The 26,807-nt window shown below is 69.8% G+C and carries 28 protein-coding genes; 14 read left to right on the forward strand and 14 right to left on the reverse strand.

The genetic code is table 11. The annotated features are described in order from the left end of the window. Positions 1-22: 22 nt before the first annotated feature. Positions 23-1,402 (forward strand): YibE/F family protein, encoded by a 1,380-nt coding sequence (locus OHA89_RS18860; RefSeq protein ID WP_266608871.1) that lies wholly within the window; start codon positions 23-25, stop codon positions 1,400-1,402. A gap of 62 nt (positions 1,403-1,464) precedes the next feature. Here the strand turns inward: OHA89_RS18860 and OHA89_RS18865 are convergent, their stop codons facing one another. From OHA89_RS18865 to OHA89_RS18880, 4 genes are all read right to left on the reverse strand, one after another. Beyond that, positions 1,465-1,914 (reverse strand): SsgA family sporulation/cell division regulator, encoded by a 450-nt coding sequence (locus tag OHA89_RS18865; protein WP_215139773.1) that lies wholly within the window; start codon positions 1,912-1,914, stop codon positions 1,465-1,467. Between the two features lie 97 nt (positions 1,915-2,011). Continuing rightward, a complete protein-coding gene (locus tag OHA89_RS18870) occupies positions 2,012-2,749 on the reverse strand; it encodes a helix-turn-helix domain-containing protein (protein WP_322975620.1) in 738 nt (245 codons plus the stop codon). Between the two features lie 287 nt (positions 2,750-3,036). Next, positions 3,037-3,264 (reverse strand): DUF5326 family protein, encoded by a 228-nt coding sequence (locus tag OHA89_RS18875; RefSeq protein ID WP_215139775.1) that lies wholly within the window; start codon positions 3,262-3,264, stop codon positions 3,037-3,039. A 154-nt stretch (positions 3,265-3,418) separates the two neighbouring features. Next, positions 3,419-3,736, reverse strand: a complete 318-nt coding sequence (locus OHA89_RS18880; protein ID WP_215139776.1) for a cupin domain-containing protein — start codon at positions 3,734-3,736, stop codon at positions 3,419-3,421. Between the two features lie 89 nt (positions 3,737-3,825). Here OHA89_RS18880 and OHA89_RS18885 point away from each other — a divergent pair, with 89 nt between their 5' ends. The 5 genes from OHA89_RS18885 (at position 3,826) to OHA89_RS18905 (ending at position 7,485) form a co-directional block, all read left to right on the forward strand. Then, positions 3,826-4,206 carry a phage holin family protein gene (locus OHA89_RS18885; protein ID WP_215139777.1) on the forward strand — a complete coding sequence of 127 codons (381 nt, stop codon included), beginning with the start codon at positions 3,826-3,828 and terminating at the stop codon, positions 4,204-4,206. Between the two features lie 11 nt (positions 4,207-4,217). Further along, positions 4,218-4,706, forward strand: a complete 489-nt coding sequence (locus tag OHA89_RS18890; RefSeq protein WP_215139778.1) for a low molecular weight protein-tyrosine-phosphatase — start codon at positions 4,218-4,220, stop codon at positions 4,704-4,706. Then, a complete protein-coding gene (locus OHA89_RS18895; RefSeq protein ID WP_406366688.1) occupies positions 4,703-5,863 on the forward strand; it encodes a cystathionine gamma-lyase in 1,161 nt (386 codons plus the stop codon). The genes OHA89_RS18890 and OHA89_RS18895 overlap by 4 nt, the downstream gene beginning before the upstream one ends. 177 nt (positions 5,864-6,040) lie before the next feature. Beyond that, the gene (locus OHA89_RS18900; protein WP_266608878.1) at positions 6,041-6,946 is read left to right on the forward strand and encodes a LysR family transcriptional regulator; all 906 of its coding nucleotides are present in this window, start codon (positions 6,041-6,043) and stop codon (positions 6,944-6,946) included. 59 nt (positions 6,947-7,005) lie between these two features. Continuing rightward, positions 7,006-7,485 carry an NUDIX domain-containing protein gene (locus OHA89_RS18905; RefSeq protein WP_215139781.1) on the forward strand — a complete coding sequence of 160 codons (480 nt, stop codon included), beginning with the start codon at positions 7,006-7,008 and terminating at the stop codon, positions 7,483-7,485. A 34-nt stretch (positions 7,486-7,519) separates the two neighbouring features. Here OHA89_RS18905 and OHA89_RS18910 read toward each other — a convergent pair whose 3' ends face one another. Further along, positions 7,520-8,947 (reverse strand): globin domain-containing protein, encoded by a 1,428-nt coding sequence (locus tag OHA89_RS18910; RefSeq protein WP_266945840.1) that lies wholly within the window; start codon positions 8,945-8,947, stop codon positions 7,520-7,522. Then, on the reverse strand, positions 8,850-9,500 hold the full coding sequence (locus OHA89_RS18915; RefSeq protein ID WP_406366690.1) for an HAD family hydrolase: 651 nt from the start codon (positions 9,498-9,500) through the stop codon (positions 8,850-8,852). Before OHA89_RS18915 ends, OHA89_RS18910 begins: the two co-directional genes overlap by 98 nt. 208 nt (positions 9,501-9,708) lie before the next feature. Here OHA89_RS18915 and OHA89_RS18920 point away from each other — a divergent pair, with 208 nt between their 5' ends. From OHA89_RS18920 to OHA89_RS18930, 3 genes are read left to right on the forward strand one after another with little or no spacing between them, the layout of a single operon-like run. Beyond that, on the forward strand, positions 9,709-10,596 hold the full coding sequence (locus OHA89_RS18920) for a GNAT family N-acetyltransferase (protein ID WP_266608882.1): 888 nt from the start codon (positions 9,709-9,711) through the stop codon (positions 10,594-10,596). A 16-nt stretch (positions 10,597-10,612) separates the two neighbouring features. Next, positions 10,613-11,074 carry a GNAT family N-acetyltransferase gene (locus OHA89_RS18925; RefSeq protein ID WP_266608884.1) on the forward strand — a complete coding sequence of 154 codons (462 nt, stop codon included), beginning with the start codon at positions 10,613-10,615 and terminating at the stop codon, positions 11,072-11,074. Positions 11,075-11,131: 57 nt separating this feature from the next. Beyond that, a complete protein-coding gene (locus OHA89_RS18930; protein WP_406366692.1) occupies positions 11,132-12,307 on the forward strand; it encodes a winged helix DNA-binding domain-containing protein in 1,176 nt (391 codons plus the stop codon). A gap of 9 nt (positions 12,308-12,316) precedes the next feature. On the opposite strand, the gene OHA89_RS18935 is transcribed toward OHA89_RS18930, so the two are convergent. Further along, entirely contained in the window at positions 12,317-13,702 is a 1,386-nt protein-coding gene (locus tag OHA89_RS18935) for a serine hydrolase (protein WP_257555345.1), read from the reverse strand. Positions 13,703-13,818: 116 nt separating this feature from the next. On the opposite strand from OHA89_RS18935, the gene OHA89_RS18940 reads away from it, so the two are divergent. Next, on the forward strand, positions 13,819-14,382 hold the full coding sequence (locus tag OHA89_RS18940) for a dihydrofolate reductase family protein (RefSeq protein ID WP_266608888.1): 564 nt from the start codon (positions 13,819-13,821) through the stop codon (positions 14,380-14,382). A 25-nt stretch (positions 14,383-14,407) separates the two neighbouring features. On the opposite strand, the gene dnaB is transcribed toward OHA89_RS18940, so the two are convergent. Further along, positions 14,408-15,877, reverse strand: a complete 1,470-nt coding sequence (gene dnaB / locus OHA89_RS18945; RefSeq protein WP_215139829.1) for a replicative DNA helicase — start codon at positions 15,875-15,877, stop codon at positions 14,408-14,410. Positions 15,878-16,328: 451 nt separating this feature from the next. Between dnaB and OHA89_RS18950 the strand changes: the two genes are divergently transcribed. After that, on the forward strand, positions 16,329-17,666 hold the full coding sequence (locus OHA89_RS18950; RefSeq protein ID WP_266608890.1) for an MATE family efflux transporter: 1,338 nt from the start codon (positions 16,329-16,331) through the stop codon (positions 17,664-17,666). Positions 17,667-17,799: 133 nt separating this feature from the next. On the opposite strand, the gene rplI is transcribed toward OHA89_RS18950, so the two are convergent. The 4 genes from rplI to rpsF form a co-directional block, all read right to left on the reverse strand. Next, positions 17,800-18,246, reverse strand: coding sequence for a 50S ribosomal protein L9 (gene rplI, locus OHA89_RS18955; protein ID WP_215139788.1), 447 nt, complete (start codon positions 18,244-18,246; stop codon positions 17,800-17,802). Positions 18,247-18,264: 18 nt separating this feature from the next. Further along, positions 18,265-18,501: a 30S ribosomal protein S18 gene (rpsR, locus tag OHA89_RS18960; protein WP_005315025.1), complete on the reverse strand. Its 237-nt coding sequence runs from the start codon at positions 18,499-18,501 to the stop codon at positions 18,265-18,267. A 43-nt stretch (positions 18,502-18,544) separates the two neighbouring features. Then, positions 18,545-19,144 carry a single-stranded DNA-binding protein gene (locus OHA89_RS18965; protein WP_215139789.1) on the reverse strand — a complete coding sequence of 200 codons (600 nt, stop codon included), beginning with the start codon at positions 19,142-19,144 and terminating at the stop codon, positions 18,545-18,547. Positions 19,145-19,216: 72 nt separating this feature from the next. Next, positions 19,217-19,507 carry a 30S ribosomal protein S6 gene (rpsF, locus tag OHA89_RS18970; protein WP_004950685.1) on the reverse strand — a complete coding sequence of 97 codons (291 nt, stop codon included), beginning with the start codon at positions 19,505-19,507 and terminating at the stop codon, positions 19,217-19,219. A gap of 251 nt (positions 19,508-19,758) precedes the next feature. Here rpsF and OHA89_RS18975 point away from each other — a divergent pair, with 251 nt between their 5' ends. The 3 genes from OHA89_RS18975 to OHA89_RS18985 all read left to right on the forward strand — a co-directional run bounded on the left by OHA89_RS18975 (position 19,759) and on the right by OHA89_RS18985 (position 22,429). Next, a complete protein-coding gene (locus OHA89_RS18975) occupies positions 19,759-20,082 on the forward strand; it encodes a hypothetical protein (RefSeq protein WP_257555353.1) in 324 nt (107 codons plus the stop codon). 132 nt (positions 20,083-20,214) lie between these two features. Next, positions 20,215-21,333, forward strand: coding sequence for a peptidoglycan bridge formation glycyltransferase FemA/FemB family protein (locus OHA89_RS18980; protein ID WP_215139791.1), 1,119 nt, complete (start codon positions 20,215-20,217; stop codon positions 21,331-21,333). A 64-nt stretch (positions 21,334-21,397) separates the two neighbouring features. Continuing rightward, positions 21,398-22,429, forward strand: coding sequence for an alanine racemase (locus tag OHA89_RS18985; RefSeq protein WP_215139792.1), 1,032 nt, complete (start codon positions 21,398-21,400; stop codon positions 22,427-22,429). Positions 22,430-22,473: 44 nt separating this feature from the next. Here OHA89_RS18985 and OHA89_RS18990 read toward each other — a convergent pair whose 3' ends face one another. Then, positions 22,474-23,934, reverse strand: coding sequence for a glycosyltransferase family 87 protein (locus OHA89_RS18990; protein ID WP_406366693.1), 1,461 nt, complete (start codon positions 23,932-23,934; stop codon positions 22,474-22,476). A gap of 88 nt (positions 23,935-24,022) precedes the next feature. Beyond that, on the reverse strand, positions 24,023-26,614 hold the full coding sequence (locus OHA89_RS18995) for a transglycosylase domain-containing protein (RefSeq protein ID WP_266608899.1): 2,592 nt from the start codon (positions 26,612-26,614) through the stop codon (positions 24,023-24,025). Between the last annotated feature and the right edge of the window lie 193 nt (positions 26,615-26,807).

Consider the following 26,807-nt stretch of genomic DNA (forward strand, 5'->3'; position numbering starts at 1 on the left):
CATCTCTTGCGATGATCTGCCAGTGACGACCTCGCCGCAGCCCCCCAACGAGCCCACGGATCCCGCTGGCCACACCGGCCACTCACACTCGGGTTCCGGGCAGTCCGCCGGTCATTCCCACAGCCACGGCCACGGCCCGGCGGCCCCCGTCTCGAAGCACCTGCGCAAGGTCATCGCGGCCGTGCTGATCCCCTTCGCCGCCGCCGTCTTCATCGGCATGGCGGTGCTCTGGCCGGGCGGCGCGCCCGCGCACGAGCGCACCGGCGTCGGCTTCGACCGCCAGACCCAGCAGGGCACGGTCGTCTCGATCGAGCACGTCGACTGCAAATCGGTGAACGCCTCGCAGGTGCCGCCCACCGGCGACACGTCCACCCCAGAGGGCCGCGAGGCCCAGGCCGCGCAGACCGGCGAGTGCAAGAAGGCCACGGTGAAGGTCACCACCGGACCGGACCAGGGCCGCACCTTCGTGGAGATCGTCCAGCCGGGCGCACCACGGCAGTTGACGAACGGCCAGGGGGTGGTGGTCGCGTACGCACCGGACGCCCCGCGGGACCTCCAATACTCGGTGATCGACGTGGACCGCAAGTTCCCCATGGCGCTGCTGGCCGGCATCTTCGCCGTCGCGGTCGTCGTGGTCGGCCGGCTGCGCGGGCTGTTCGCACTGATCGCGCTGGTCATCAGCTTCGGCGTGCTGACCCTCTTCATCCTCCCGGCCATCCTGCAAGGGTCGAACCCGCTCGTCGTCGCGGTCATCGGGGCGAGCGCCATCATGCTCATCGGCCTCTACATGTGCCACGGACTGACCGCCCGCACCTCGGTCGCCGTCCTCGGCACGCTCGTCTCACTGCTGCTGATCGGGCTGTTGGGCTCGGTGTTCATCGACTGGGCGTTCCTCAGCGGCAACACGGACGACAACACGGGTCTGATCCACGGGCTCTACCCGGACATCGACATGAGCGGTTTGCTGCTCGCAGGCGTGATCATCGGATCGCTGGGCGTACTGGACGATGTGACGATCACCCAGACCTCGGCGGTCTGGGAACTCCACCAGGCCGACCCCTCGATGGGGTTGCGCGGCCTGTACCGGGCAGCCATGCGGATCGGCCGCGACCACATCGCATCGGTGGTCAACACCCTGGTGCTGGCGTACGCGGGTGCCGCGCTCCCGCTGCTCCTGCTGTTCTCGATCGCGAACAGCAGCATGGGTTCGGTGGCGACCAGCGAGCTGGTCGCGGTGGAGATCGTACGGACCCTCGTGGGCTCGATCGGTCTCGTGGCCTCGGTCCCCGTGACGACGGCGCTGGCGGCTCTGGTCGTCTCGGCCGACCGGCCGGGGACCCCGGGCACGGGAGCGGCCTCTGAGCCGGTCCGCAGCGGCCGGGGCCGTCGGCGCAAGCGCTGAGAGTGTTCGGGAGGGAAGTGGCGCTCAGCGCGTCGACACGGTGAGTCCGTCAAACCGCAGGTTCAGCCCGCGTTCTGCTCGTTCTGCCGGGATTCGGCCAGGATCTTGCCGAGTGCGTCGTCAAGGTTCTCCTCGAAGTCACCCAGGTTCCGCTCCTGGCCGAGCGGAACGAGCCGGTCGGTGCGGTCGAGGAACGCGACGAGCGGTGCCGCGCTGGCGCGGAACAGGGCCCGGTCGCCGCCGACCTGGAGACGGATGTGGACATCGGACAGTTCCTCGGGATCGGTGGGGGCGATGTGCACATCGCCGTCACCGCACGGCTTGTTGATGCCGTCGAGGAGGAGCTCCCGGCCGAACGCCCAGGTCACGGGCGCATCTCCGGGAAGGTGGAAGGTCAGGCGGACTGCGTAGGGATCACGAGCTTCGTACCGGAGTTCCACCGGAATCCGGAACGAGAGCTCCTCGGAAACGAGGAAGCTCATCATGACCTCTGCCTGTACCGACTCGCGCATTGCCTACCCCGCTGTAGTGGAAGTGGCCAGGAATGGTCCCCCAGGACCCTCTTGACAAGAGTGGTGGAAGCGCTAGCAGATCACAAGGAGTGAGTTTTCAGATACTGATAGAGAACGAGAGGGTGCTCAACAGCGCGCCTACTTCACTCCGTAGCCGATCAACTGCATAGAGCAATCGTGCTTCTTGGTGCAGAGGAAGAGAAATCGCCATGGTCGCGGCGGTATCACCCGCAGTAATCGGGATGGCGGCGCATACCGTGCCGAGGGCATATTCCTGCCGCTCGGTCACTGGCTGCATTCGCTCCAGAGATCCGATCCGGTGTTCAAGAGAGCGTTGATCCGGCACGGTATAAGGGGTGATGGACTCGACCGGGTGCCGGTCGTAATAGTCCTTGCGCGTTTTCTCGTCGAGCTGGCCGAGCAGGCACTGCCCGATGGCGTGCGCGTGGCCGGTCTCGCGGAAGTCGGCCCACTCCTCGCAGGCCGGGCTGGCCGGAGTGTCCGAGACGCCCACGACCTCGATCTCACCCTCGCGGAACACCGCGAAGTAGACGGGGGCCCCGACGGCGTCGCGGAAGTGCGCGAGCGAGTCGAGGATCATGCTGCGACGTTTCTGCTGGAGTCCGCCGCCGGCGAGCCGCCCGGCTGCGTCGCCGAGAACGAAGACTCCGCTCTCCCGGCGCAGGTAGCCCTCGTGCGTCAGGGTGCGCAGCAGGTGGTACGCGGTGGGGAGCGGGAGTCCGGCCTCACGGGCCAGCTGTTTCGCCGGGGCTCCCTCGCTGTGGGAGCCCACCGCTTCGAGCAGCCTCAGCGCCCGCTGCACCGAACCGATCAGAGTCGGCACACCGGCGTTGTGAACCGAAGACAAAGCTCACCCCCAGGCGTGGCGGCGGGCTTGGGGGGCCCGCCCTGCGGGGGCCGCCCCCGCGTATGCCGTGACTCCTGGGGGTGATGCTCAGCAGCTACTTGACATAGCCGCAGTTCAGAGCGGCAGTACCGGCTTTCGGTGCCCAGGGGACGGCACAGATTGCCACTCTATCCACCGATTCCCGTGGTGTGAGCGGTTTCGCCCAGCACGTTCCCCCGCCTGGCCCAATCCGGAACCGTCCGGTCCGAGTCCTTCTACCACTCCCCGGAGGAGGACTTCGCACCCTTGCCGCTGACCTTCTTCACCAAGAAGATCAGGCCGCCGACGAGACCGACGAAGAGCAGCAGCTTGAAGACGAACGAGATCAGGGCGCCCAGGATGCTCGTGATCACACCGCCGAAGACGAACAGCGCCAGCAGCGGGACCGCGACCCACTTGACCCACCAGGGCATGCCTGCGAATACCTCTCGGATGCCGTCCATGTCTTCGACCTCTTCCTCGTCTTCCTCGTCCGTGACTTCCTGCTCTCGATGCTAGGAGGCGGCGGACTCGGGCGGGGGCCCGCGAGCCCCCGGAGTCCCCTGATCCGCCCCCTAGGGGGACCGGGGCCACGACCCTCATCCGGCAGGGAGCCGCTCAGCCCTCCGGCGGGGAGAACACCACCATCACCCGCAGGTCCTCGCTGATGTGGTGGAACTTGTGCGGGACCCCCGCCGGGACGTAGACGACGCTGCCGCGCGCCACCGTCGTCGTCTCCTCCCCGACCGTGATCGAGGCCCGGCCGCTCACGACGAAGTACACCTCGTCCTGGCGGTGCGGCTGCTGCGGATCGCTCTGTCCCGCGTCGAGCGCGTACAGCCCGACCGACATGTTCCGCTCGCGTACGAACTGCAGATAGGCGCCGTCGTTGGCGGCCCGCTCCGCCTCGAGCTCGTCAAGCCGGAAGGCTTTCATCGTTGTTGTGCCCCTTGTACTCGATCGTTCCCTCACATCCGCTGATCTGCGGATGTTCCACCGGGATCTTCTCTGCCACGATCAGACACATGACGAATTTCGTAGTCAAGACGCTCGCCAACGCCGCGGCCCTGGCCGTCGCCATCTGGCTGCTTGCCGGGATAACCCTCGACGACGGGAGCAGCCTGGGCCGCAGGACGCTCACCCTATTGCTGGTCGCCCTCGTGTTCGGCCTGGTCAACTTCATCGTCAAGCCCGTGGTGAAGCTGTTCTCGCTGCCGCTGTTCATCCTCACCCTCGGCCTGTTCACCCTGGTCGTGAACGCCCTGATGCTGCTGCTGACCTCGTGGCTGGCCGACCAGCTCGACCTCAGCTTCCACGTCGACGGCTTCTGGACCGCGATCGTCGGCGGCCTGATCATCTCCATCGTCTCCTGGGCCGTGAACATGGTCCTGCCCGACAAGAACTGAACGGGCTGCCCATGTACCGCGTGTGCTTCGTCTGCACGGGCAACATATGCCGCTCGCCCATGGCCGAGGCCGTCTTCCGCGCCCACGTCGCCGAGGCCGGGCTCGACGCCCTGGTCGAGGTCGACAGCGCCGGAACCGGCGGCTGGCACGAGGGCGACGGCGCCGACCCGCGCACCGTCTCGGTCCTGGAAGCCGCCGGATACGAGCAGGACCACCGGGCCCGGCAGTTCCGGGCCTCCTGGTTCGACCGCCTCGACCTCGTCATCGCTCTCGACGCCGGGCACCTGCGGGACCTGCGGGCGCTCGCCCCCACTGCGCACGACGCCGCCAAGGTCCGCTTGCTGCGGTCCTACGATCCGGCCCCGGCCGCGGAAACCGACGTACCGGATCCCTACTACGGCTCTCTCGACGGGTTCGAGGAGTGTCTGGAGCTGGTCGAGGCCGCGAGCCCCGGTCTGCTGGACGCCGTACGCGAGGCCGTGAAGGAGCCCACCCCATGAACGAGCACACGCACGAGACCGCCGGGCTCGGCGACGGCACGCTTGCCGTCCGTGCCGGGCTGCCCGAGCCCGTCAAGAACGAACCGCCCCTGCCCGGACCGGTCTTCGCCGCCCACTTCCACCTCCCCGGCGACGTCGAAGGCCCGTACACCTACGGCCGCGACACCAATCCGACCTGGACCCTCCTGGAACAGGCCGTAGGAGAGCTGGAAGCCCCCGGCCAGGACGTGCACACCGTCGTCTTCGCCTCCGGCATGGCCGCGGTCTCCGCCGTCCTGCTCTCCCAGGCGCGCACCGGCGACACGGTGGTCCTGCCCGACGACGGCTACCAGGCGCTCCCCCTGCTGCGTACGCAGCTCGAGGCCTACGGAATCCACGTACGCACCGCCCCGACCGGGGACGATGCCCAGCTCGCGGTACTCGACGGCGCCCGGATGCTGTGGATCGAGACCCCCTCCAACCCGGGGCTCGACGTGTGCGACGTACGCCGCCTCGTCGCAGCGGCGCACGCCGGCGGGACCCTGGTCGCCGTCGACAACACCCTCGCCACGCCGCTCGGCCAGCGGCCGCTCGAGCTCGGCGCGGACTTCTCGGTCGCCAGCGGCACCAAGGGCCTGACCGGACACGGCGACGTGCTGCTCGGCTACGTCGTCTGCCGCGACGCGGAACTCGCCGCCCGCGTCCGGCAGTGGCGCAAGATCGTCGGAGCGATCCCGGGTCCGATGGAGGCCTGGCTCGCCCACCGCTCCCTGGCCACCATCCAGCTGCGCGCACAGCGCCAGTGGGCCAACGCACTGGCCGTCGCAGAGGCCCTGGCCGACCGCACCGACGTCACCGGACTGCGCTACCCGGGCCTGGCCTCGGACCCGTCCCACAAGACGGCCGCCCGCCAGATGCGGGGCTTCGGGTCGGTGGTCTCCTTCACGCTGCCCGACCGCGCGCACGCCGAACGCTTCATGGCGGCCCTGCACCTGGTCGAGGACGCGACGAGCTTCGGCGGAGTACGGTCCACCGCCGAGCGGCGCGGGCGGTGGGGCGGCGACGCCGTGCCGGAGGGATTCATCCGCTTCTCGGCCGGCGCGGAGGACACCGAGGACCTCGTCGCAGACGTCCTGCACGCCCTCGATCACGCGGTCCGCGCGGCCGACGGCAGCTGAACGGGCCGTGGAACGGCGGTCCGAGCCTCCCCCCTCGTGGCTCGGACCGCCCTCGGGTTCTGCCCGCGAAGAACCACGTGACAAGGCTAGTTGACTCTGCGTCAGAGTCCAATCACGGTAACGACAGGGGGCTATCGGCATATTTATAGTTGAAGGCCCCCACCGAGAGGTGCCGCGATGGACCTGGCCCTGCTGCGCACCTTCGTCGCCGTACACCGGGCGGGTTCCTTCACCCGGGCTGCCGCACTGCTGGGGCTGTCCCAGCCCGCCGTCACCTCGCAGATCCGCACCCTCGAACGCCAGCTGGGCCGACCGCTGTTCCACCGCCGGGCCCGCGGTGTCACACCGACCGCCGTGGGCGACGAGCTGGCCCACAAGGCCGCCCCGCACCTCGACGCGCTGCTGCGGATCACCGAGGCGGAGCGGGAGGCCGCCGGCGCGTCGCGCACCCTCCACGTCGCCGGGCCCCCCGACTTCCTGTGCCTGCGCGTGCTGCCCGCCCTCGCACCCCTGGTCGGCCAGGGCCACACCCTGCGCGCCGCCCTTCAGACCGGCGCCGAGGAGACCCTGGACGGGCTCGCCGCCGGCCACCACGACCTCGTCGTCACCACCGCCCACCCCCGGGGCGGGCTCTTCACCGCCACCGCGCTGTGGGACGAGGAGCACGTCCTGGTCGCCGCGCCGTACTGGGCCGCCCTCATCGGCACGGACCAGCTGCGCGAAGCCGGTCCCGCCGCTCTCGCGGGCATTCCGTTCGTCGAGGTCCACGAGAGCCTGCCTCTCGTCACCCGTTACTGGGCCGCAGTCTTCGATACCCGGCCCGAGGCCGGTGACGCCGCCGCCACCGTGGTCGCGCCCGACCTGAGGGCCGTACTCGAATGCGTCGAGGCCGGTGCCGGGTTCGCCGTCCTGCCCCGCTACCTGTGCCAGGACTCCCTCGACAGCGGCCGGATCGTGGCCCTCGCGGAGCCTCCGGTGCCGCCGCTGCGCACCTGGTTCCTCGTCGTGCGGGCCGGCAGCCTCGCCCTCGCCCATGTCGCCCGCGCGCACGAGCGGCTGCTGCACGCCGCCGCACGCTGGTGAGCCTCTCTTTCCGGCCTCTGACGCGTTTCAGAAGGGTAGCCGTGGGCCACTCTTCTCCCATGACCGAACGTCCCGTGGTCAAACGCACCGCCCGCGCGATCCTGCTCGACGGTGACGACCTGATCCTCATCAAGCGCACCAAGCCCGGCGTCGATCCGTACTGGCTCACCCCCGGCGGCGGGGTGGAGTCCTCTGACGCCACCGTCGTCGACGCCCTCCACCGGGAGGTCCACGAAGAACTCGGCGCGAAGATCACCGATGTGGTGCCCTGCTTCGTCGACACCGTCGAGCACATCGCCGACGGAGGAGTGACCGGCGTGAAGGTGCAGCACTTCTTCGTCTGCCACCTCGAATCGATGGACCCCAGCCAACGGCACGGCCCCGAGATCGACCATCCCGAGGGCGAGTACGAGATCGTCCGCGTGCCCTTCAGCCGGGTGGGCATCGCCGCCGTCCACCTCGTTCCGCTGTCCCTGCGGCACTACCTCGACGGGAACATCGAGGGCGTACGCGCCATGCACGCCCCCGACCTGGGCTGAGCCCCGACCGGGACCGGCGGGCTGGCCGCCGGTCTCAGCCGGCCACGCCCGCCAGCTCCTCCACCGCGTCGTGCCGGATCCGCTCGCCGGGGATCCCGATCCGCTTGAGCTCGTCGACCCCGCTGCGGATCATCGCGGGCGGCCCGGATATGAACGCGTCGTACGAACTCCACGGCCCGTACTCGCCGACCGCCTGCGGCAGCTGCCCGGCGAGCCAGTCGCCGACCACCGGGCGCACCGACAGCCACGGGTGGGAGCGCTGCAGCCCCAGCAGGGTGTCCTTGTCGTACAGGTCGTGGTCGCTGCGTGCCCCGAAGAACACCTCCACCGGACGCCGTTCACCGTGCTCGGCCACGTCCTCGATCAGCGCCTTGATCGGGGCGATCCCGGTGCCCCCGCCCAGGCACAGCATCCCGTTGTCCGTCGTGTGGTCCACCACCATGGACCCGGCGGGCGGCCCCAGGCGCAGCACGTCCCCCGGGCGGGCGTGGCGCACCAGGGCGTTGGAAACCCAGCCCGCGGGCACGGCCTTGACGTGGAAGGACAACAGCCCGTCGGCGCGCGGCGCCGAGGCGAAGGAGTAGTGCCGCCACACCCGGGGCCACCACGGGGTCTCCAGGCTGGCGTACTGCCCGGCCAGGAAGGCGTACGGCTGGTCGGGGCGGACGGTCAGCACCGCGATGTCCGAGGTGCGCAGGTCGTGCGAGACCACCTCCGCCTGCCACCACGCCGGGGTCCTTGCCTCGTCCTCCGCCGCCGCGTCGATCATGATCTGGGAGATCGCGGTGTAGGCCCGCACCCACGCCGCCTCGGCCTCCGGCCCCCAGGTCGCCTCCGCGTACCGGGCCAGCGCCCCCACGAGGGCCTCGCCCACCACCGGATAATGGCCCGCCATGGTGCCGTACTTGCGGTGCCCGGTGCCCAGCCGCCGCAGATAGGGCACGAGCACCTCGGGATCGTCGATGTGCTCGGCCGCGGTCATCAGGGCCTTCAGCAGCCGGTCGCGCTGGACGTCCATGGCAACGGGGAACATGCCGCGCACTTCCGGGTGCCCGCTGAACACGAGGGCGTAGAAGTACGAGGTCACCTTGTCGGCGACGGGTGCGATTTCCGCGAGGGTCCGGCGGATGAGCACGGCATCCGGTGAGGGCTCGGTCGCCCCGCCCTCGGCGGGTATCCGGGCTGCCCCCCGTCTGGCCGATCTGGTGGGCGGAGCGTCCATGCGGTGCCTCGCTTCGAACATCTCGGTCGGGTTGCACACGCCACGTTCTGTGAATCCGTGGTTCCGGGTTTTACAGCGTGCCAGCCGGTCCAAAGGCCTGTGGGGGAATGCGGGAAATCCGCGTTTCGAACCCACTTTCCTCTTAAGATGCCTCAACTCCCGGGCGCGGCACCCCTGCAAGCTGGTATGCCTCGCGAAGGTCCCGGCCCTCGTAGACGTGTGTGGCGCGCTCCGCCAGATACGGCCGCGCGTTGACCGCCACCGAGACCGGCACCACCTCGAAGAGCACCGCATCGGTCATCGAGTCCCCGTACGCGACACAGTCGCCCCGGCTCACCCCGAACTGCGCGCACAGCCGGTCCGCCACCGTGACCTTGCCCTCGGGCGTCAGGATCCCGGACACCTCCATGGGCCCGGTGAACGGCACCGTCGGGAACACCGAACCGTGCGCGGCATGCGCACCCCACTCCAGCAGCAGTTCCACGAAGAAGGAAGGCGACAAGGAGATCACCGCGCAGTAGTCCCCGCGCTCCCGGATCTCCCGCCACACCTCCTGGATGCCCGCCAGCCACGGGGAACCGTCGAACGCCGCCCGGACGTGCGCGGGCGTCAGCTCCGACCACAGCGCATGGGCGGCCACCGAGAACTCCTGCGGCCTGATCTCCCGTGCGCTGAACGAGCGCTCCAGCTCGGCGATCTCGGCACTCAGGCCGAGCTGTCGGGAGATCTCGACCGGCGCCGCGGAGCCGAACATCAGGGTGCCGTCGAGGTCGAAGAGGTGCAGGAGGGCCATAGCCATCGAGGCTAAACCGTCCGCTCCACGTGCAGCGGCGTGTTTCACGTGAAACATCGGTCCGTTTCACTGGGGGCACCTCCCTGGGGGTCCCCCCGGACGGAGTCTGGGGGAAGTAGCTGGGGGAGAAACATCGGCCTGTTTCACGTGAAACATCTCCCCCCAAATCCTCTGGACGGCTCCCGACTCCATGATCCAGTCTGAGTCGGTGACACCACCACACCTCACCGAGCTGCCCATCCGAGCGCTGACCGCGGACGATCTCCGCCACTGCGCCGACCTGTCCGAAGACCGCGGCTGGCCCCGCGAGGACCACAAATGGCGCCTGCTCCTCACCGCCGGAAACGGCTACGGTGTCGACGCCCCGGACGGTCAGGGACTGGCTGCAGCCTGCATCGTCACCCGGTACGGCGGCACACCCGCCGAACCGGAGCTCGCCGCCATCGGCATGGTCCTCGTCGCCGGCCGCTACTCCCGCCGGGGCCTGGGCCGCCGCCTCATGACGCACGTCTGCGACGACGTCCTCAAGGGCATCCCCCTCACTCTGCACGCCACGCCCTACGGCCGCCCGCTCTACGAGGAGCTCGGCTTCGAGACCACCGGCCGCGCCGAGATGCTGAAGGGCACCTTCCGCCCCGGCCCCGCGGCCAACGCGTCCGGCAACGGCACCGTCCGGCCCGCCACCGCCGAGGATCTGCCGAGGATCGTCCGGCTGGACACCGAGGTCTTCGGCACCGACCGGACCCACATGATCACCAGGCTTCCCGCCTTCACCGACCGACTGCTCGTCGCCGAGGACCGTGCGGGCACCCTCACCGGCTACGCCGCGATCTGGCCCAACATGGAGACCCATGTCATCGGCCCGCTGATCGCCCGCGACACCGCCGGAGCCCAGGCGCTCGTCACCGCCCTCGCCGCCACCACCGACCGGCCGCTGCGCACCGATGTCGACGTACGCCACGAGGAGCTCGTCTCCTGGCTCAAGGACCGCGGGCTCGGCTCCGTGGCCTTCAACACCGTCATGACCCGAGACATCCCGGGCCTGCCCGGCGACTGGACCCGCCGCTGGGCCCCGCTCACCGTGGCCGCGTGCTGAGAGAGGAACACCCACCGTGACCGACACCCCCGAGCCGGCCATCCGTCCCGCCGCCGAGGCCGATCTGCCCGCCATCGTCGCCATGCTGGCCGACGACCCCCTCGGCGCCACCCGGGAATCCCCGGAGGACCTCACCCCGTACCTCGCGGCGTTCAAGCGCCTGTCCGAGGACCCGAACCAACACCTCGTCGTCGCCGTCCGCGCGGACCGCGTCGTGGGCACGCTCCAGCTGACGATCGTCCCGGGCCTCTCCCGCAAGGGATCCACCCGCTCCATCATCGAGGGCGTCCGCGTCCACGCGGACGAGCGCGGCAGCGGCCTGGGCACCCGCTTCATCGAATGGGCGATCGAGAAGTCCCGCGCCGAGAACTGCGACCTCGTCCAGCTCACCTCGGACGCGACCCGCACCGACGCCCACCGCTTCTACGAGCGGCTCGGCTTCGCCCCCTCCCACGTCGGGTTCAAACTGCCCCTCTGACCGGCCGAACCCGCAGACCGGGCCGCCGTGTCGGCGGCCCGGCCTACGATCGGGAGGATGAGCCCCAGCCTGCCTCTCGTCACCACCACCGAGCGCCGCCATCGCCTCGGCCGACGCCACCGCCTGGCTCCCTCGACCCGCGCCGCCATGGTTCCCGAGGCCGCCGACGCCGTCGTCGCCCTGCACGCCACCGACGCCGCGACCGTCTTCCTCTCCACCCGCGCCCGGCTCGCCGAAGGAAGCGCGGACATCATCGAGCAGGCACTCTACGAGGACGTGAGCCTCGTCCGGCTGCTGAGCATGCGCAACACGCTCTTCGCGGTCTCGACCGGCCTCGCCCCGCACGTCGACTCCTCCACCGCCCGCGCCATCGCCGTCAAGGAGCGCCGCACCCTCCTCAAGCACCTCGACGAGGACGGCCAGGGGCTGGACGCCGCCTGGCTGGCCCAGGCCGAGACCGCGGCGCTCGACGCCCTCGACAGCCGCGGGCCCTGCACCGGCAGCCAGCTGTCCGCCGCCGTACCGGCACTGCGCCAGAAGATCACCATCGGCAGGGGCAAGAAGTACGAGACGGAGACCGGCGTCGCCACCCGGGTCATCCGTCTGCTGGCCGCCGACGGCCGGATCCGCCGCGACCGCCCGCGCGGCTCGTGGACCTCCAGCCAGTTCCGCTGGGTCCACACCGAGCCCTGGCCCGCCGTACCCGCGACCGAGGCCCGCGCCGAGGTCGCCCGCCGCTGGCTCCACGCGTACGGGCCGGCCACCGAGGCCGACCTCAAGTGGTGGACCGGCTGGACGCTCGGCGACGTCCGCAAGGCCCTCACGGCCGTGGGCCCCGACCAGGTGCGCCTGGAGGACGGGACCACCGCCCTCGTCAGCCCCGGCGACACCGCACCCGAACCGGCCCCGGAACCCTGGGCCGCGCTGCTCCCCGGCCTCGACCCCAGCGGCATGGGCTGGGCCGACCGCGGCTTCCATCTCGACCCCGCCCACCGGCCCGCCCTGTTCGACTACGCCGGCAACATCGGCCCCACGGTGTGGTGGAACGGCGAGATCGTCGGCGGCTGGGCCCAGCGCGGCGACGGCGAGATCGTCTGGCGGCTGCTGTCAGACCCCGGCCGGGCCGCCGAGAAGGCGATCACCGCCGAGGCCGCCCGCCTCGCCGACTGGGTCGGCGACGCCCGTATCACCCCGCGCTTCCGCACCCCGCTGGAACGCGAACTCGTCGCCTGAGCCGGGCCGTCAGCCGATGCCCCGCCAGCCCTGCGGGTCCACCCCGCCGGGCACCGGGGCCTGGGCGTCGTACGGCTCCCGGGTGAACACGAAGGACGCCAGATCGAGATGGCTGACCGAACCGTCGGCGCGCCGTACCGCCCGCAGCGTCTCCCCCGCGTAGTACCCGGACAGGCCCGTCCAGGTGCCGTCCGGCTCCGCCCGGAAGCGCGCGGAACGCCCCGTCGCGCCCACCGGTCCCAGCTCCAGCGATCCGTCCGCCTTCAGCCGCACCACTTGGGCCGACGTCCCCCAGTACCAGGGCCCGCACACCTCCAGCGGCACCTGGGCGGCCTCCGCGAACGGCCGCCACGGCTGCGGGAACCGAGGCTCGGCCTCCGCGACGACCGCCACCAGGTCCGCGGCCACCGACGCGGCCGGCAACCCCGAGGTGCAGTTCGCCAGCACCACGGCCGCCACGTCGTCCGCCTCGCTCAGCCACAGCCCCGCGACGAACCCCGGAAGCGATCCGCTGTGCCCCGCCAGCCGGCGCCCGTCCTGGGCCATCAGCTGCATCCCCAGCCCGTAGCCGCACTCGGCGATGCCCGGCTCCGGCGGCGCCGCCGACGTGCGCATCTCCCGTACGGACTCCGCGCCCAGCACCCGCTCGTCCCCCCGCAGCAAGAAGTCCGCGAACCGCGCCAAATCCCTTGTCGTGGACCACAGCTGACCGGCCGGAGCCATCAGCCCCAGGTCCTCCAGCGGCTCGGGCATCATCAGGTCCGCCCACGGGTGCACCGCCCAGCCACCCGCATGCGGGGACTGCGGCGACCCGCTCGTCCGGTCCAGCCCCAGCGGCTCCAGCACCTCGGCCTTCAGCACTTCTTCCCACGGCTTCCCGCGCAGCGCCTCGACCAGCGAACCCAGCAGCGTGTACCCGGGGTTGGAGTAGTGGTGCCTGCTCCCCGGCGAGTGCCGGAACGGATCGTCCCCCAGCACGTCGGCGAGCTCGGGCCGCAGCGCACCGGGAGTGCGCTCCCACCACTCGCCGGGCGTCTCCGCTGCCAGACCACCGGTGTGGGCCAGCAGTTGGGCAATGGTCACCTCACCGGCACCGGTACCCGGCAGGTGCTTCTCCAGCGGATCCGCGAGCCCGAGCAGGCCCTCGTCCCTCAGCCGCATCACCAGAACGGCGGTGAAGGTCTTGGTGATCGACCCGATCCGGTACTGGACGTTCCCGTCCGGGCCGTGGCCCTCCACCGAGGTCCGGGAGCCCTCCCAGACCACCTCCCCGCCTCGCACCACGGCCGCCACCACGGACGGGGCCCGCCCGTCGCTCTGCGCCACGGCGATCCGGTGCCGCAGCGCACGCCGGGTGGCGGGAAGGAGTTCCAGGTCCTCAGAGATCTCATCCATGATCGGATTCTATGAACTCGCGTCCCTGAGCCGGGTGGTCATCGATCGCGCACCGATGGGTTTCCCGCGGCGCGCCGGTCTGTACGCGTGAGACCGACTCACGGAAGGCTGGCGCCATGCGGAAACTGATCTACGGCATGAACCTGACCCTGGACGGCTACATCGCCGCGCCCGGCGACGACATCGGCTGGAGCGTGCCGAGCGACGAGCTGTTCCAGTTTTGGTCCGACCAGTTGCAGGCCACCGACCTGTCGCTGTACGGGCGCAAGCTGTGGCAGACGATGAGCTCCCACTGGCCGACCGGCGACCAGCAGCCCAACGCCACCCCGGCGGAGATCGAGTTCGCGCGCCGCTGGCGGGACATGTCGAAGGTGGTGTTCTCCTCGACGATCGACAAGGTCGACTGGAACACCCGCCTGGTCACCGGCGACGCGGTCGCCGAGATCACCCGGCTCAAGGCCGAGGACGGCGGCCCGATGGACATCGGCGGCGCGACGCTCGCCGGGGCGGCCATGCGGGCCGGGCTGATTGACGAGTACGTGCTGGCCACCGCGCCGGTCCTGGTGGGCGGCGGCACGCCGTTCTTCACCGCGCTGGACAACTGGGTGAACCTGAACCTGGTGGAGACGCGGACGTTTCCCGGCGGCGTGATCCTGACCAGGTACGAGACGAGGCGCTGAGCGCCCGTCCTGGGTGACCCGGACGCTACGTGTTGGCCATGTCCACGAACCGCGAGTAGTGACCCTGGAAGGCGACCGTGATCGTCGCCGTGGGGCCGTTACGGTGCTTCGCCACGATCAGGTCCGCCTCGCCCGCGCGGGGTGACTCCTTCTCGTACGCGTCCTCGCGGTGCAGCAGGATCACCATGTCCGCGTCCTGCTCGATCGAGCCCGACTCACGCAGGTCGGAGACCATCGGCTTCTTGTCGGTGCGCTGCTCCGGGCCACGGTTCAGCTGGGAGAGCGCGATCACGGGGACCTCGAGCTCCTTCGCCAGCAGCTTGAGGTTTCGGGACATGTCCGAGACCTCCTGCTGACGGCTCTCGGGACGGCGCGAGCCACCCGACTGCATCAGCTGGAGGTAGTCGATGACCACGAGCGAGAGGTCGTTGCGCTGCTTGAGCCGGCGGCACTTGGCCCGGATCTCCATCATCGACAGGTTGGGGGAATCGTCGATGTAGAGCGGGGCGGCGGACACGTCCGGCATCCGCCGGGCCAGCCGGGTCCAGTCGTCGTCCGTCATCGTGCCCGAGCGCATGTGGTGCAGAGCCACCCGGGCCTCGGCCGAGAGCAGGCGCATCGCGATCTCGTTGCGACCCATTTCGAGGGAGAAGATCACGCTCGGCAGGTTGCTCTTGATGGAGCAGGCGCGCGCGAAGTCCAGCGCGAGCGTGGACTTGCCCATCGCGGGACGGGCGGCGATGACGATCATCTGGCCCGGGTGCAGGCCGTTGGTCAGCGAGTCGAGGTCCGTGAAGCCGGTGGGCACACCCGACATCTGGCCGCTGCGCGAGCCGATCGCCTCGATCTCGTCGAGGGCGCCCTCCATGATGTCGCCCAGCGGCAGGTAGTCCTCGGAGGTCCGCTGCTCGGTGACCGCGTAGATCTCGGCCTGGGCGCTGTTGACGATCTCGTCGACGTCCCCGTCGGCCGCGTAACCCATCTGCGTGATCTTCGTACCGGCCGCGACCAGGCGGCGCAGGACGGCCCGCTCGTGGACGATCTCCGCGTAGTACTCGGCGTTGGCCGCCGTCGGGACCGACTGCACGAGCGTGTGCAGGTACGAGGCCCCGCCGACCTTGCTGATCTCCCCGCGCCGGGTCAGCTCGGCGCCGACGGTGATCGGGTCGGCCGGCTCCCCCTTGGCGTACAGGTCGAGGATGGCCTGGTAGATCGTCTCGTGGGAGGGCCGGTAGAAGTCGTGGCCCTTGAGGACCTCGACGACATCGGCGATCGCGTCCTTGGACAGCAGCATGCCGCCGAGCACCGACTGCTCGGCGTCGAGGTCTTGCGGGGGGACGCGCTCGAAGCCGCCGCCGGCGCCGCCGCCGTCCCAGGAGCCGCCCTCACGGCCCCGGTCGTGCTGCTCGTCCCCGCGTCCGCGGCCCTCGCCGTTGCGGCGGGGACGGGGGGGCAGACGGTCACCTGGACCGCTGTCGGCCCAGGGGTCGTCCAAGGGCTCGGGCATGCTCACCGGGCCACCTCCTCCGTCCGCAACGCGGACCTCGCCGTGCCACTCTTTCTACGACACGGCTCTGACATATGGGGCACCCGAATCGGCTCTCGGCGAGTCGGGCAACGCACCACGGTAGGGCCGATGGCAGCGTCAGCCAATCTTGTTATCCACAGGCTGTGTGGATGAGATGTGGACGACGGCGCCAATGCTGTGGGTAAGTCCCCGGAAGCTGTGCACGGACCGGGGGACGACGCTGTGGACAAAATCACCTACCCCACCCTGTCACCCCATCTGACCTGGCATTTCCCACCTCGGCGACTGTGGCCCGGAAAAATCTTGGCCACTGTCTCAAGATCGCCTCCAACGGGTGGGGAGGAACGCGCAAGTCAGCGCGTTGGTAAGGATCCAAAGGCGGTTGTATCTATTACCTGTGGAAGATTAGATTGAGCACATGACACAGGCCCCCGTCGCACCGAAGGCAGCGCCGAGACGGCACGACCGAGAGATCTTCGCGCTCGCCGTCCCCGCCTTCGGCGCCCTCGTCGCCGAACCCCTCTTCGTGATGGCCGACAGCGCCATCGTCGGGCACCTCGGGACGCCCCAGCTGGCCGGCCTCGGCATCGCCGCGGCTCTGCTCACCACTGCCGTGAGCGTCTTCGTCTTCCTCGCCTACGCCACCACCGCGGCCGTCTCCCGCAGGGTCGGAGCGGGCGACCTGCAGGCGGCCATCCGGCAGGGCATGGACGGCATCTGGCTCGCTCTCCTGCTCGGCGCGGCCGTCATCGCCGTGGTCCTGCCCGCCGCCCCCTGGCTGATCTCCCTCTTCGGGGCCTCCGACACCGTCGCCCCGTACGCGATCACGTATCTGCGGATCTCCGCGCTCGGCATCCCCGCCATGCTCATGGTCCTGGCCGCCACCGGTGTCATCCGCGGCCTCCAGGACACCCGTACGCCGCTCTACGTCGCGGTCGGAGGCTTCGCCCTCAACGCGGGCCTGAACGTCCTCCTCGTCTACGGTGCGGGCCTCGGCATCGCCGGCTCCGCCTGGGGCACGGTCATCGCCCAGTGCGCCATGGCCGCCGCCTACCTCGTCGTCGTCGTACGCGGAGCCCGGCGGCACGACGCCTCCCTGCGCCCCGACCTCGCGGGGATCCGGGCCTGTGCACAGGCCGGCGCACCCCTGCTGGTCCGCACCCTGTCACTGCGGGCCATCCTGATGATCGCGACCGCTGTGGCCGCCCGCCTCGGCGACGCCGACATCGCCGCCCACCAGATCCTGCTCGCCCTGTGGAGCCTGCTCGCCTTCGCCCTGGACGCCATCGCGATCGCCGGGCAGGCCATCATCGGCCGCTATCTGGGCGCGAGTGACACCGAGGGCGCCAAGGCCGTCTGCCGCCGCATGGTGCAGTGGGGGATCGCCGCGGGGATCGTGCTCGGCCTGCTGGTCGTGCTGGCCCGCCCCGTGTTCATTCCGCTGTTCACCAGCGATCCGGCCGTCGAGGAGGCGTTGCTGCCCGCCCTGCTGGTCGTCGCGCTCTCCCAGCCCGTGTCCGGCATCGTCTTCGTTCTTGACGGCGTCCTGATGGGTGCGGGCGACGGCCGCTACCTGGCCTGGGCGATGCTGGTGACGCTGGCCGTGTTCACCCCGGCAGCGCTCCTGGTACCGGCACTGGGCGGCGGCCTGACGACGCTCTGGTGGGCCATGACGCTAATGATGCTGGTCCGGATGGTCACCCTTCAGCAGCGCGCTCGCTCGGGCCGGTGGCTGGTCGCGGGGGCCACCCGCTGAGGCGATGTTTCACGTGAAACATCGCCTCCCCTCCGGGCATGTTTCACGTGAAACATCGCCGGCACCGCTGCCGCATCCGGCAACGACGAAGGGCCGCACCCCAGCGGGGTGCGGCCCTTCGTGTGCGCAGCCCTTAGGCGGCGACGACCTCGATGCCCACGTTCGCGGCCACGTCGGCGTGCAGACGCACGGAGACCTGGTACGAACCGAGGGTCTTGATCGGGGAGCCCAGCTCAACGCGGCGCTTGTCGACCTTCGGGCCGCCCGAGGACTCGATCGCCGTGGCGATGTCGGCCGGGGTCACGGAACCGAAGAGACGACCGGCGTCACCCGCGCGGGTGGCCAGACGGACCTTCACACCCTCGAGCTTGGCCTTGATCTCGTTGGCCTGCTCGATGGTCGCGATCTCGTGGATCTTGCGGGCGCGGCGGATCTGCGCCACGTCCTTCTCGCCACCCTTGGTCCAGCGGATCGCGAAACCACGCGGGACCAGGTAGTTGCGAGCGTAACCGTCCTTGACGTCGACGACATCGCCGGCGGCACCGAGGCCAGAAACCTCGTGGGTCAGGATGATCTTCATTAGTCGGTCACCCTTTCCTTATCGCGCGGTGGACGTGTAGGGCAGCAGCGCCATCTCACGGCTGTTCTTGACGGCCGTGGCGACGTCACGCTGGTGCTGCGTGCAGTTGCCGGTAACGCGGCGGGCACGGATCTTGCCACGGTCGGAAATGAACTTCCGCAGCATGTTCGTGTCCTTGTAGTCCACGTACGCGGTCTTGTCCTTGCAGAAAGCGCAGACCTTCTTCTTAGGCTTGCGCACAGGCGGCTTCGCCATTGTGTCTCTCCTGTGAAATCAAGAAGTGGGGGTGCGAGCTGCCCTAGAAGGGCGGCTCGTCCGAGTAGCCACCGCCGGAGCCACCGGAGCTTCCGCCCCAGCCGCCACCGCCGCCGCCCTGCTGCTGCTGGCCGCCGGCCGGCGCGCTGGACGCCCACGGGTCGTCGGAGGGAGCTCCGCCGCCCTGAGGGGCGCCGCCGCTGGGGGCTCCGCCCCAGTTGCCGCCGCCGCCACCCTGCTGCTGACCGCCGCCGCCGTACCCACCCTGGCCACCGCGACCGCTGGTCTTGGCGACCTTGGCCGTGGCGGTCTTCAGGCTGGGGCCGACTTCCTCGACGTCCAGCTCGTAGACCGTGCGCTTGACACCCTCACGGTCCTCGTACGACCGCTGCTTCAGCCGGCCCTGCACGATGACGCGCATGCCCCGCTGAAGGGACTCGGCGACGTTCTCCGCCGCCTGACGCCAGACCGAGCAGGTCAGGAACAGGCCTTCGCCGTCCTTCCACTCATTGGTCTGCTTGTCGAAGATGCGGGGAGTGGACGCGACACGGAACTTCGCGACCGCCGCACCCGAGGGGGTGAAGCGCAGCTCGGGGTCGTCGACGAGATTGCCGACGACCGTGATGACGGTCTCGCCTGCCATGGATGAACCTCTCGGCGGGGATTGCTGCTGGGCTGCTGTGCTACTCGGTCCCGATTACCGCTGAACCGAAGTTCAGTGGGTCTCGGGGCGAAGGACCTTGGTCCGGAGAACCGACTCGTTCAGGTTCATCTGTCGGTCAAGCTCCTTGACGACCGCAGGCTCGGCCTGAAGGTCGATGACCGAGTAGATGCCCTCGGGCTTCTTCTTGATCTCGTAAGCGAGACGACGACGGCCCCAGGTGTCGACCTTCTCGACCTTTCCGTTGCCCTCACGGACGACGGAAAGGAAGTTCTCGATCAGCGGGGAGACAGCGCGCTCCTCGAGATCGGGGTCGAGGATGACCATCACTTCGTAGTGACGCATGTGGAACCCACCTCCTTTGGACTCAGCGGCCACGGTCGTTCCGTGGCAGGAGGGTCGTGATGCGTGCGCACGGCATCCGCAGAGCAGACACCGCGCAGACCGTACAGACTACCTGCTCGACTCCTTCCGGTTGAAATCCGGCAGGAGAGGTCCACAATCTGTATCCATCGGGTGTGCTCGGTGCTATGCCCCCGGCCCCCGCCGGAGGTGGCTCCGCAGCACCGTCTGCTTCAGCCAGGAGGTGCCTTCCGATGGCACAGGCCATGCGACCCCAGTCCTCACCCCCGCCGATCTCCCTCTTCTCGACCGACGGCAAGCCCCACCCGCTGCAGGACACCCTGATGGCGGTCACCTTGTTCCTCGGAGCCGTGGCGTTCATCACGGCGTTCTTCCACAACCTGCACCTGCTCACCTCGTGGGCCGGACTGATCGGGATCCTGACCGGCGCGTACGGACAGTTCGTCTCCGTCACGACACGCGAGCGCTTCGCGCTGATCATCGGCCTTGGCGCGTCTGCCATCGGCTTCTTCATCGGCATGTTCCACGGCGGCCTCTTCGGCGGCTGGCTGGGCTGACCGGGGTACCTCCGCGGCAGGGGCGCCGCCCACACCGGCCCGGGCCTGCGGCCCGTCCCCCAGATGGGTGGCGCCCCCGTCGCAGTAGGCTTCGCGCCATAGCCAGCGAAGCCGCCGGAGGAGACACCCCGCATGAGCCTGTCCCTGAGCACCATCAGCCGAGAGCAGCATCTGGCCTACCTCCAGAGCCTGCCGTCGGCTAGCCACTGCCAGGTCCCGGCATGGGCCGACGTCAAGAACGAGTGGCGTTCGGAGAACCTCGGCTGGTTCGACAAGTCCGGTGAACTCGTCGGTGCGGCACTGGTGTTGTACCGCCAGCTGCCCAAGGTGAAGCGGTACCTCGCGTACCTCCCCGAGGGCCCGGTCATCAACTGGTACGCCCCGAACCTGGAGGAGTGGATCCAGCCGATGCTGGCCCACCTCAAGAACCAGGGCGCCTTCACCGTGAAGATGGGTCCGCCCGTCGTCATCCGCCGCTGGAACTCCGCCGCCATCAAGGCCGGAATCCAGGACCCCGACGTCAAGCGCCTGCGCGACGTGGAGGCTTCGGTCATCGAGCCCCGCGCCTTCGAGGTGTCCGACAAGCTCCGCCGCATGGGCTGGCAGCAGGCGGAGGACGGCGGCGCCGGATTCGGTGACGTCCAGCCCCGCTACGTCTTCCAGGTGCCGCTGGCCAACCGCTCGCTGGACGATGTCCTCAAGGGCTTCAACCAGCTGTGGCGCCGCAACATCAAGAAGGCCGAGAAGGCCGGCGTCGAGGTCGTCCAGGGCGGCTACGAGGACCTGCCGACCTGGCAGCACCTGTACGAGATCACGGCCGAGCGCGACAAGTTCCGCCCGCGCCCGCTCAGCTACTTCCAGCGCCAGTGGACGGCCCTCAACTCCGAGGACCCCAACCGGATGCGGCTGTACATCGCGAAGCACGAGGGGGAGCCGCTGGCCGCCGCCACGATGCTCACCGTCGGCCAGCACGTCTGGTACTCGTACGGCGCCTCCGCCAACCACAAGCGCGAGGTGCGCCCCTCCAACGCGATGCAGTGGCGCATGCTGCGCGACTCGTACGCACTCGGTGCGAGCGTCTACGACCTGCGCGGCATTTCTGACACGCTGGACGAGAACGACCACCTGTTCGGTCTGATCCAGTTCAAGGTCGGCACGGGCGGCGAGGCCGTCGAGTACGTCGGCGAGTGGGACTTCCCGCTCAACAAGGTGCTGCACAAGGCGCTCGACATCTACATGTCGCGTCGCTGATCCCACCCCCACCCACCCACGCACCGCTGCACCCGCAGCTTTTCAGGAGAGGTTCCGGACGGGCATGGCGCTCACGCTCTACGTCGACACCGCGCGCTGGCGTGCGCACCAGAAGCAGATCCAGGACCAGTTCCCGGGAATGATCCCGGTCTGCAAGGGCAACGGGTACGGCTTCGGCCACGAGCGCCTGTGCGAGGAGGCGACCCGGCTGGGCGCCGACGTACTGGCCGTCGGGACGACCTACGAGGCGGCCAGCATCAAGGACTGGTTCGGCGGCGACCTGCTCGTCCTCACCCCGTTCCGGCGGGGCGAGGAGCCGGTGCCGCTGCCCGACCGGGTCATCCGCTCGGTGTCCTCGCTGGACGGGGTCCGCGGTCTGGTCGGCGCCCGCGTGGTCATCGAGTGCATGAGCTCGATGCGCCGCCACGGCGTCTCCGAGCAGGACCTGGGACAGCTGCACGCGGCGATCGAGGACGTCCGGCTGGAGGGCTTCGCCCTGCACCTGCCGCTGGACCGCCCGGACGGCTCGGACGCCGTCGAGGAGGTCATCGGCTGGATGGACCGGCTGCGCGCGGCCCGGCTGCCGCTGCACACCATGTTCGTCAGCCACCTGCGGGCCGAGGAGCTCGCACGGCTTCAGCAGCAGTTCCCGCAGACCCGCTTCCGCGCGCGGATCGGCACCCGGCTGTGGCTGGGCGACCACGACGCGACCGAGTACCGCGGCGCGGTCCTCGACGTCACGCGGGTGGCCAAGGGCGACCGCTTCGGCTACCGCCAGCAGAAGGCCGCTTCCGACGGCTGGCTGGTCGTCGTGGCCGGCGGTACCTCGCACGGAGTGGGCCTGGAGGCCCCCAAGGCCCTGCACGGCGTGATGCCGCGCGCCAAGGGCGTCGCCAGGGCGGGCCTGGCCACGGTCAACCGGAACCTGTCGCCCTTCGTGTGGGCGGGCAAGCAGCGCTGGTTCGCGGAGCCGCCGCACATGCAGGTGTCGATCCTGTTCGTGCCCTCGGACGCGGCCGAGCCCAAGGTGGGCGACGAGCTCGTGGCACACCTGCGCCACACCACCACGCAGTTCGACCGGGTGCTCGACGCCTGACCGGCCGCTCGCCGGCCGGTCCGTGACCGGCCGGCTCGCCGGGGTCAGTCCTTGGGGAGCGTGCCCCAGTCGACCCGCTGTCCCTCCGAGGGCGTCGCGTACCGCGGCGCCCTCGCCGCGTCCGACAGGACGAACACGTCCTCGGCCCCGTCCAGGACGCCGCCGGAGGGGTCGTCCGAGCCGTCCCGGCGCACGACGTCCCGTTCGGGCATCAGGATGTCGCGGACGATGACCGCGCACAGGTAGAGGGTGCCCAGCAGGTGGGCGGCGATCGCCACCTGGTAGCCCTCCGTGGGCAGGCCCTGGTGCTTGTCCCCGCTGCTCGTGTAGGCCAGGTAGAACCAGATCCCGAGGAAGTAGACGACCTCGGTGGCCTGCCAGATCAGGAAGTCCCGCCAGCGCGGCCGGGCCAGCGCGGCGAGCGGGATGAGCCACAGCACGTACTGCGGCGAGTAGACCTTGTTGCACAGGATGAAGGCGGCGACGACCAGGAAGGCCAGCTGCGCGAACCGGGGGCGCCGGGGGGCGGTCAGGGTGAGCAGCCCGATGGCCCCGCACAGCAGGAGCGTCAGCCCGGTCGCGTACGTGTTGGCGCCGTCCAGCGGGTTGCCCGAGCGCTGGGAGATCAGCAGCCACACGGAGCCGAAGTCGATGGGCCGCTCCTGGCTGAAGGTGTAGAACTTCGTCCAGCCCTCCCAGGCGAAGGCCATGACGGGCAGGTTCACCAGCAGCCAGGATCCGGCCGCGCCGAGGGCGGCGGCGCCGAAGGCCCGCCACTTGCCGGCCCGCCAGCAGAGCACGAACAGCACCCCGAGCAGCAGCACGGGGTAGAGCTTCGCTGCGGTGGCCAGGCCGATGAACACGCCGAAGAGCACCGTCCGGCCCCGGGACCACATGAGCATTCCGGCGGCGGTCAGGGCGATGGCCAGCAGGTCCCAGTTGATCGTCGCGGTGAGCGCGAAGGCCGGCGCGAGGGCGAACATCAGGGCGTCCCAGGGCCGGCGGCGGTGGGTCCGGGCGACGCATACGGCGATGACCGCCGCGCAGGCCATCAGCATGCCCGCGTTGACCATCCAGTACATCTGTTCGCGGTGCTGCATGGAGCCGCTGCCGGGGGTCAGCCAGGAGGCGATCTCCATGAAGAGCCCGGTGAGCACCGGGTACTCCAGGTACTCCATGTCGCCGGGGAGCCGGTCGAAGTACGGGGTCAGGTTGTCGGCGAAGCCGCGTACCGCGTACAGGTGCGGGATGTCGGAGTAGCAGGCGTGGGTGTACTGGGAAGTCGCCCCCCGGAACCACGCCCAGTCGTAGCAGGGCAGCTTCTGCACCATGCCCAGCGCGAACATGCCGATGGCGATGAGGGCCACCACCCGGACGGGCCCCAGCCAGTGGCCGCCCAGCCGGGCGTGGCGGCCGATCGGGCCGCCGAGGAACTCACTGCCCGCTGCGGCGACCTCGTCCTGCTGGGTGGGCAGTACGGGGCTCTCCTCGTGCACCTTGGTCATGGGCTCATCCTGCCGTACCGGGCCGGACATGGGGGAAGGCCGTCGCACCCTGTGCGACGGCCTTCCCCGAGTCAGCAGGCGGTCCCGGTCAGTCGGCCGCCGCTCCGGTCGGCCAGCCCGTGGTGCCGCCTGGGCGGCCGGGTTTGGCGGTGTTCGACGGGGACGGCGATCCGCTGGGGCCGCCGATGACCCCGCCGTTGGTCCCGCCGTTCGTTCCCCCGGTGGAGGTACCGCCGGTGGTGTCCGGCTCGCAGTACAGCTCCCACGGCTTGCAGGTGGGCTTGCCGCCCCGGGACGGGCTCGGGGACACCGGCGGCGGAGAGCTCGACGGCGGCATCGAGGGAGACGGGGACGGCGAAGCCGGGGCCGAGGGCGTGGGCGAGGGCGCTCCGGCGGAGTCCGCCGTGACGCCGATGTCCTCGGCTTCCGGGAACTTCTTGACCGGGGCGTCCTTGAGCGCTTCGCGCATGTACTCGGTCCAGATCACGGCCGGGATGTCACCACCGTGGATGGAGTCGACGCCACCGACGTGGTTCATGGAGATCAGCTTCTTGTCCGCCGAGTTGGGATCGGTACGGAAGAGGGCGACGGAGGTGGACAGCTCCGGCGTGTAGCCGACGAACCAGGCCGACTTGTTCTGGTCGGTGGTTCCGGTCTTGCCCGCGGCGGGCCGGCCCAGCTTCTTGACCTTGGTGCCGGTGCCGTTCTGGACCACGTTCTCGAGGACCTTGGTGACGTTGTCGGCGACGTCGTTGTCCATGGCCCGCTGTTCCTTGGGCGCCTCGAACCCGCTCAGCGCCTCGCCGTTCTTCTCGACCTTGGTCACGGAGAACGGCTCGCGGTGCATACCGGAGGCGGCGAAGGTGGCGTACGAGTCGGCCATGCGGATGGCACTCGGGGTCGAGGTGCCCAGTGCGAACGAGGCGGTGTTGTCCTTGTCCATCGAATCCTCGAGGATCCCGGTCGACTTGGCCACGTCACGCACCTTGGCGTGACCGACGTCGAAGACGAGCTGGGCGAAGGGGACGTTGATGGACTTCTCCATCGCCTCGTTGAGGGTCACGTAGCCGAAGGCCGTGGGGCTCTCGTTCTTCTGCCGGAACGGCTTGCCGTCGGGGCCCGCCAGGGGGCTGCCCTGACGGTTCTTGATCACGGTGAGGTCGTCGGCCATGTACTTGCTGTCGGGCGAGATGCCCTGGCCGTTGGAGTTCTGCGTGCCGTACTCCATCGCGGCCGCCAGGACGTACGGCTTCCAGGTCGAGCCGACGGGGACACCGATGGTGTTGGCGTTGTTGCTGAAGTGCTTCTGGTCCCAGCCGGGCCCGCCGTACAGGGCCACGATCGCCCCGGACTTCACATCGACGGAGGCGGCGCCGAACTGCACGAAGGTGTCGTACTCGGGGCGCTTCTTCTCGTCGAGGAAGTCGTTGCGGGTCTCCTCGACGGCCTTGACCAGGGCGTCCACCCTCGGCTTCTGGAAGGTGGTGTGGATCTGGTAGCCGCCCAGAGCCATCTGCTCGGCGGTGATGTTCTTGGTCTTCATCACGTACTGCTTGGCCGTCTCGACCAGGTAGCCGATCTGCCCGGTCATGCCGCGGGCCTGCTCCGACTCGACGCGCGCGGGGAAGTCCGTGTACTTCGCCCGCTCGTCCTTGGCCATCCGGCCCACCTCGACCTCGCGGTCCAGGACCCAGGCCCAGCGCTTCCTGGCCCGGTCCTCGTTGAGGGCGGGGGTGGCCGCGGCGCCGATGCCGCCGTCCGGGTTGTACAGGTTGGGGCCCTTGAGCACGGAGGCCAGGAAGGCGCACTCGGAGGGGTTCAGGTCGTGGCTGTCCTTGCCGAAGTAGGCGCGGGCCGCTGCCTGGATGCCGTAGGCGTCCCGCCCGTAGTAGGCGGTGTTGAGGTAGCCGGCGAGGACCGTGTCCTTCTCCTCGGAGACACCCAGCCTGAGCGCGATGAAGAGCTCGGTGACCTTTCGCTTGAGCGTCTGGTCGGAGTCCAGGTAGGTGTTCTTCACGTACTGCTGGGTGATGGTCGAGCCGCCCTGGGTGGAGCCGCCCGTGGCCATGTTCCACACGGCCCGGCCGATGCCCATCGGGTCGACGCCCTTGTCCGTCTCGAAGGACTCGTTCTCCGCCGCGATCACGGCGTCCCTCATCGCCCGGGGGATCTTGTCGATGGTCACGATCTGCCGGTTCATCGAACCGCCGGTCGCGACCATCTGGGTCCCGTCCGACCAGTAGAAGACGTTGTTCTGCGCCTGGGCCGCCTTGTTGGGGTCGGGCGTGCTCACCATGGCGATGCCGATGCCGGCTCCGGCGGTGATGATCGCGAAGAACCCCAGTGCCGTGCCGGACACCAGCTTCCAGGACGGCAGGAAACGCTTCCAGCCGTCCCGATCGGACCGCGGGTAGTTGATGAGGCGCTTGTCAGGGCGCCCCGTGCCACGGGCTGCCCGGCCGGAGCCTCTGCCGCGGCCGGCGGACCCTCTCTGGGCGGCCCGGCGGGCCTCGGCGCGGCTGCCGGGGGCGGACGGTTCCGCATACGGCCCGCTGGGCGAGGCGGTGGGCACGTCACGTCCGGATCCGGCGCCCCGGCCGGGACGCTGCTGGGCAGCCCGGCGGGCCGAGGCTCGCCCACCACCTTGGGGCTGCGACGGTTTGCGGCGGTGCTCGCTCATCGAACGACTACTCCTCGGGCAGGCGAGTGGCCTGGAAGCGGCAGGTGAATTCCGGATCCCCCATGTCCTGGCGCACAGACTACGCACGGTCAAAACCCGACCAGTGCCGAAGTTCACCCCAAATCAGGCAACTTGCATCGTACGAATTGGTGATGTGATGCCGGTCACCACGTCACCACTTGTCGCCGGACGC

It is taken from the genome of Streptomyces sp. NBC_01546 (assembly GCF_045208355.1).
Classification (GTDB): domain Bacteria; phylum Actinomycetota; class Actinomycetes; order Streptomycetales; family Streptomycetaceae; genus Streptomyces.

Coding starts and splice junctions, on each gene's coding strand:
- OHA89_RS18865 (WP_215139773.1), bottom strand. CDS start 1,914: ATGCGCGAGTCGGTACAGGCAGAGGTCATGATGAGCTTCCTCGTTTCC.
- OHA89_RS18880 (WP_215139776.1), bottom strand. CDS start 3,736: ATGAAAGCCTTCCGGCTTGACGAGCTCGAGGCGGAGCGGGCCGCCAAC.
- rpsF (WP_004950685.1), bottom strand. CDS start 19,507: ATGCGTCACTACGAAGTGATGGTCATCCTCGACCCCGATCTCGAGGAG.
- OHA89_RS18950 (WP_266608890.1), top strand. CDS start 16,329: ATGACACAGGCCCCCGTCGCACCGAAGGCAGCGCCGAGACGGCACGAC.
- OHA89_RS18965 (WP_215139789.1), bottom strand. CDS start 19,144: ATGGCAGGCGAGACCGTCATCACGGTCGTCGGCAATCTCGTCGACGAC.
- OHA89_RS18875 (WP_215139775.1), bottom strand. CDS start 3,264: ATGGACGGCATCCGAGAGGTATTCGCAGGCATGCCCTGGTGGGTCAAG.
- OHA89_RS18905 (WP_215139781.1), top strand. CDS start 7,006: ATGACCGAACGTCCCGTGGTCAAACGCACCGCCCGCGCGATCCTGCTC.
- OHA89_RS18990 (WP_406366693.1), bottom strand. CDS start 23,934: ATGACCAAGGTGCACGAGGAGAGCCCCGTACTGCCCACCCAGCAGGAC.
- OHA89_RS18890 (WP_215139778.1), top strand. CDS start 4,218: ATGTACCGCGTGTGCTTCGTCTGCACGGGCAACATATGCCGCTCGCCC.
- OHA89_RS18915 (WP_406366690.1), bottom strand. CDS start 9,500: ATGGCCCTCCTGCACCTCTTCGACCTCGACGGCACCCTGATGTTCGGC.
- OHA89_RS18935 (WP_257555345.1), bottom strand. CDS start 13,702: ATGGATGAGATCTCTGAGGACCTGGAACTCCTTCCCGCCACCCGGCGT.
- rplI (WP_215139788.1), bottom strand. CDS start 18,246: ATGAAGATCATCCTGACCCACGAGGTTTCTGGCCTCGGTGCCGCCGGC.
- OHA89_RS18975 (WP_257555353.1), top strand. CDS start 19,759: ATGGCACAGGCCATGCGACCCCAGTCCTCACCCCCGCCGATCTCCCTC.
- OHA89_RS18885 (WP_215139777.1), top strand. CDS start 3,826: ATGACGAATTTCGTAGTCAAGACGCTCGCCAACGCCGCGGCCCTGGCC.
- OHA89_RS18995 (WP_266608899.1), bottom strand. CDS start 26,614: ATGAGCGAGCACCGCCGCAAACCGTCGCAGCCCCAAGGTGGTGGGCGA.
- OHA89_RS18940 (WP_266608888.1), top strand. CDS start 13,819: ATGCGGAAACTGATCTACGGCATGAACCTGACCCTGGACGGCTACATC.
- rpsR (WP_005315025.1), bottom strand. CDS start 18,501: ATGGCGAAGCCGCCTGTGCGCAAGCCTAAGAAGAAGGTCTGCGCTTTC.
- OHA89_RS18895 (WP_406366688.1), top strand. CDS start 4,703: ATGAACGAGCACACGCACGAGACCGCCGGGCTCGGCGACGGCACGCTT.
- OHA89_RS18930 (WP_406366692.1), top strand. CDS start 11,132: ATGAGCCCCAGCCTGCCTCTCGTCACCACCACCGAGCGCCGCCATCGC.
- OHA89_RS18980 (WP_215139791.1), top strand. CDS start 20,215: ATGAGCCTGTCCCTGAGCACCATCAGCCGAGAGCAGCATCTGGCCTAC.
- OHA89_RS18985 (WP_215139792.1), top strand. CDS start 21,398: ATGGCGCTCACGCTCTACGTCGACACCGCGCGCTGGCGTGCGCACCAG.
- OHA89_RS18900 (WP_266608878.1), top strand. CDS start 6,041: ATGGACCTGGCCCTGCTGCGCACCTTCGTCGCCGTACACCGGGCGGGT.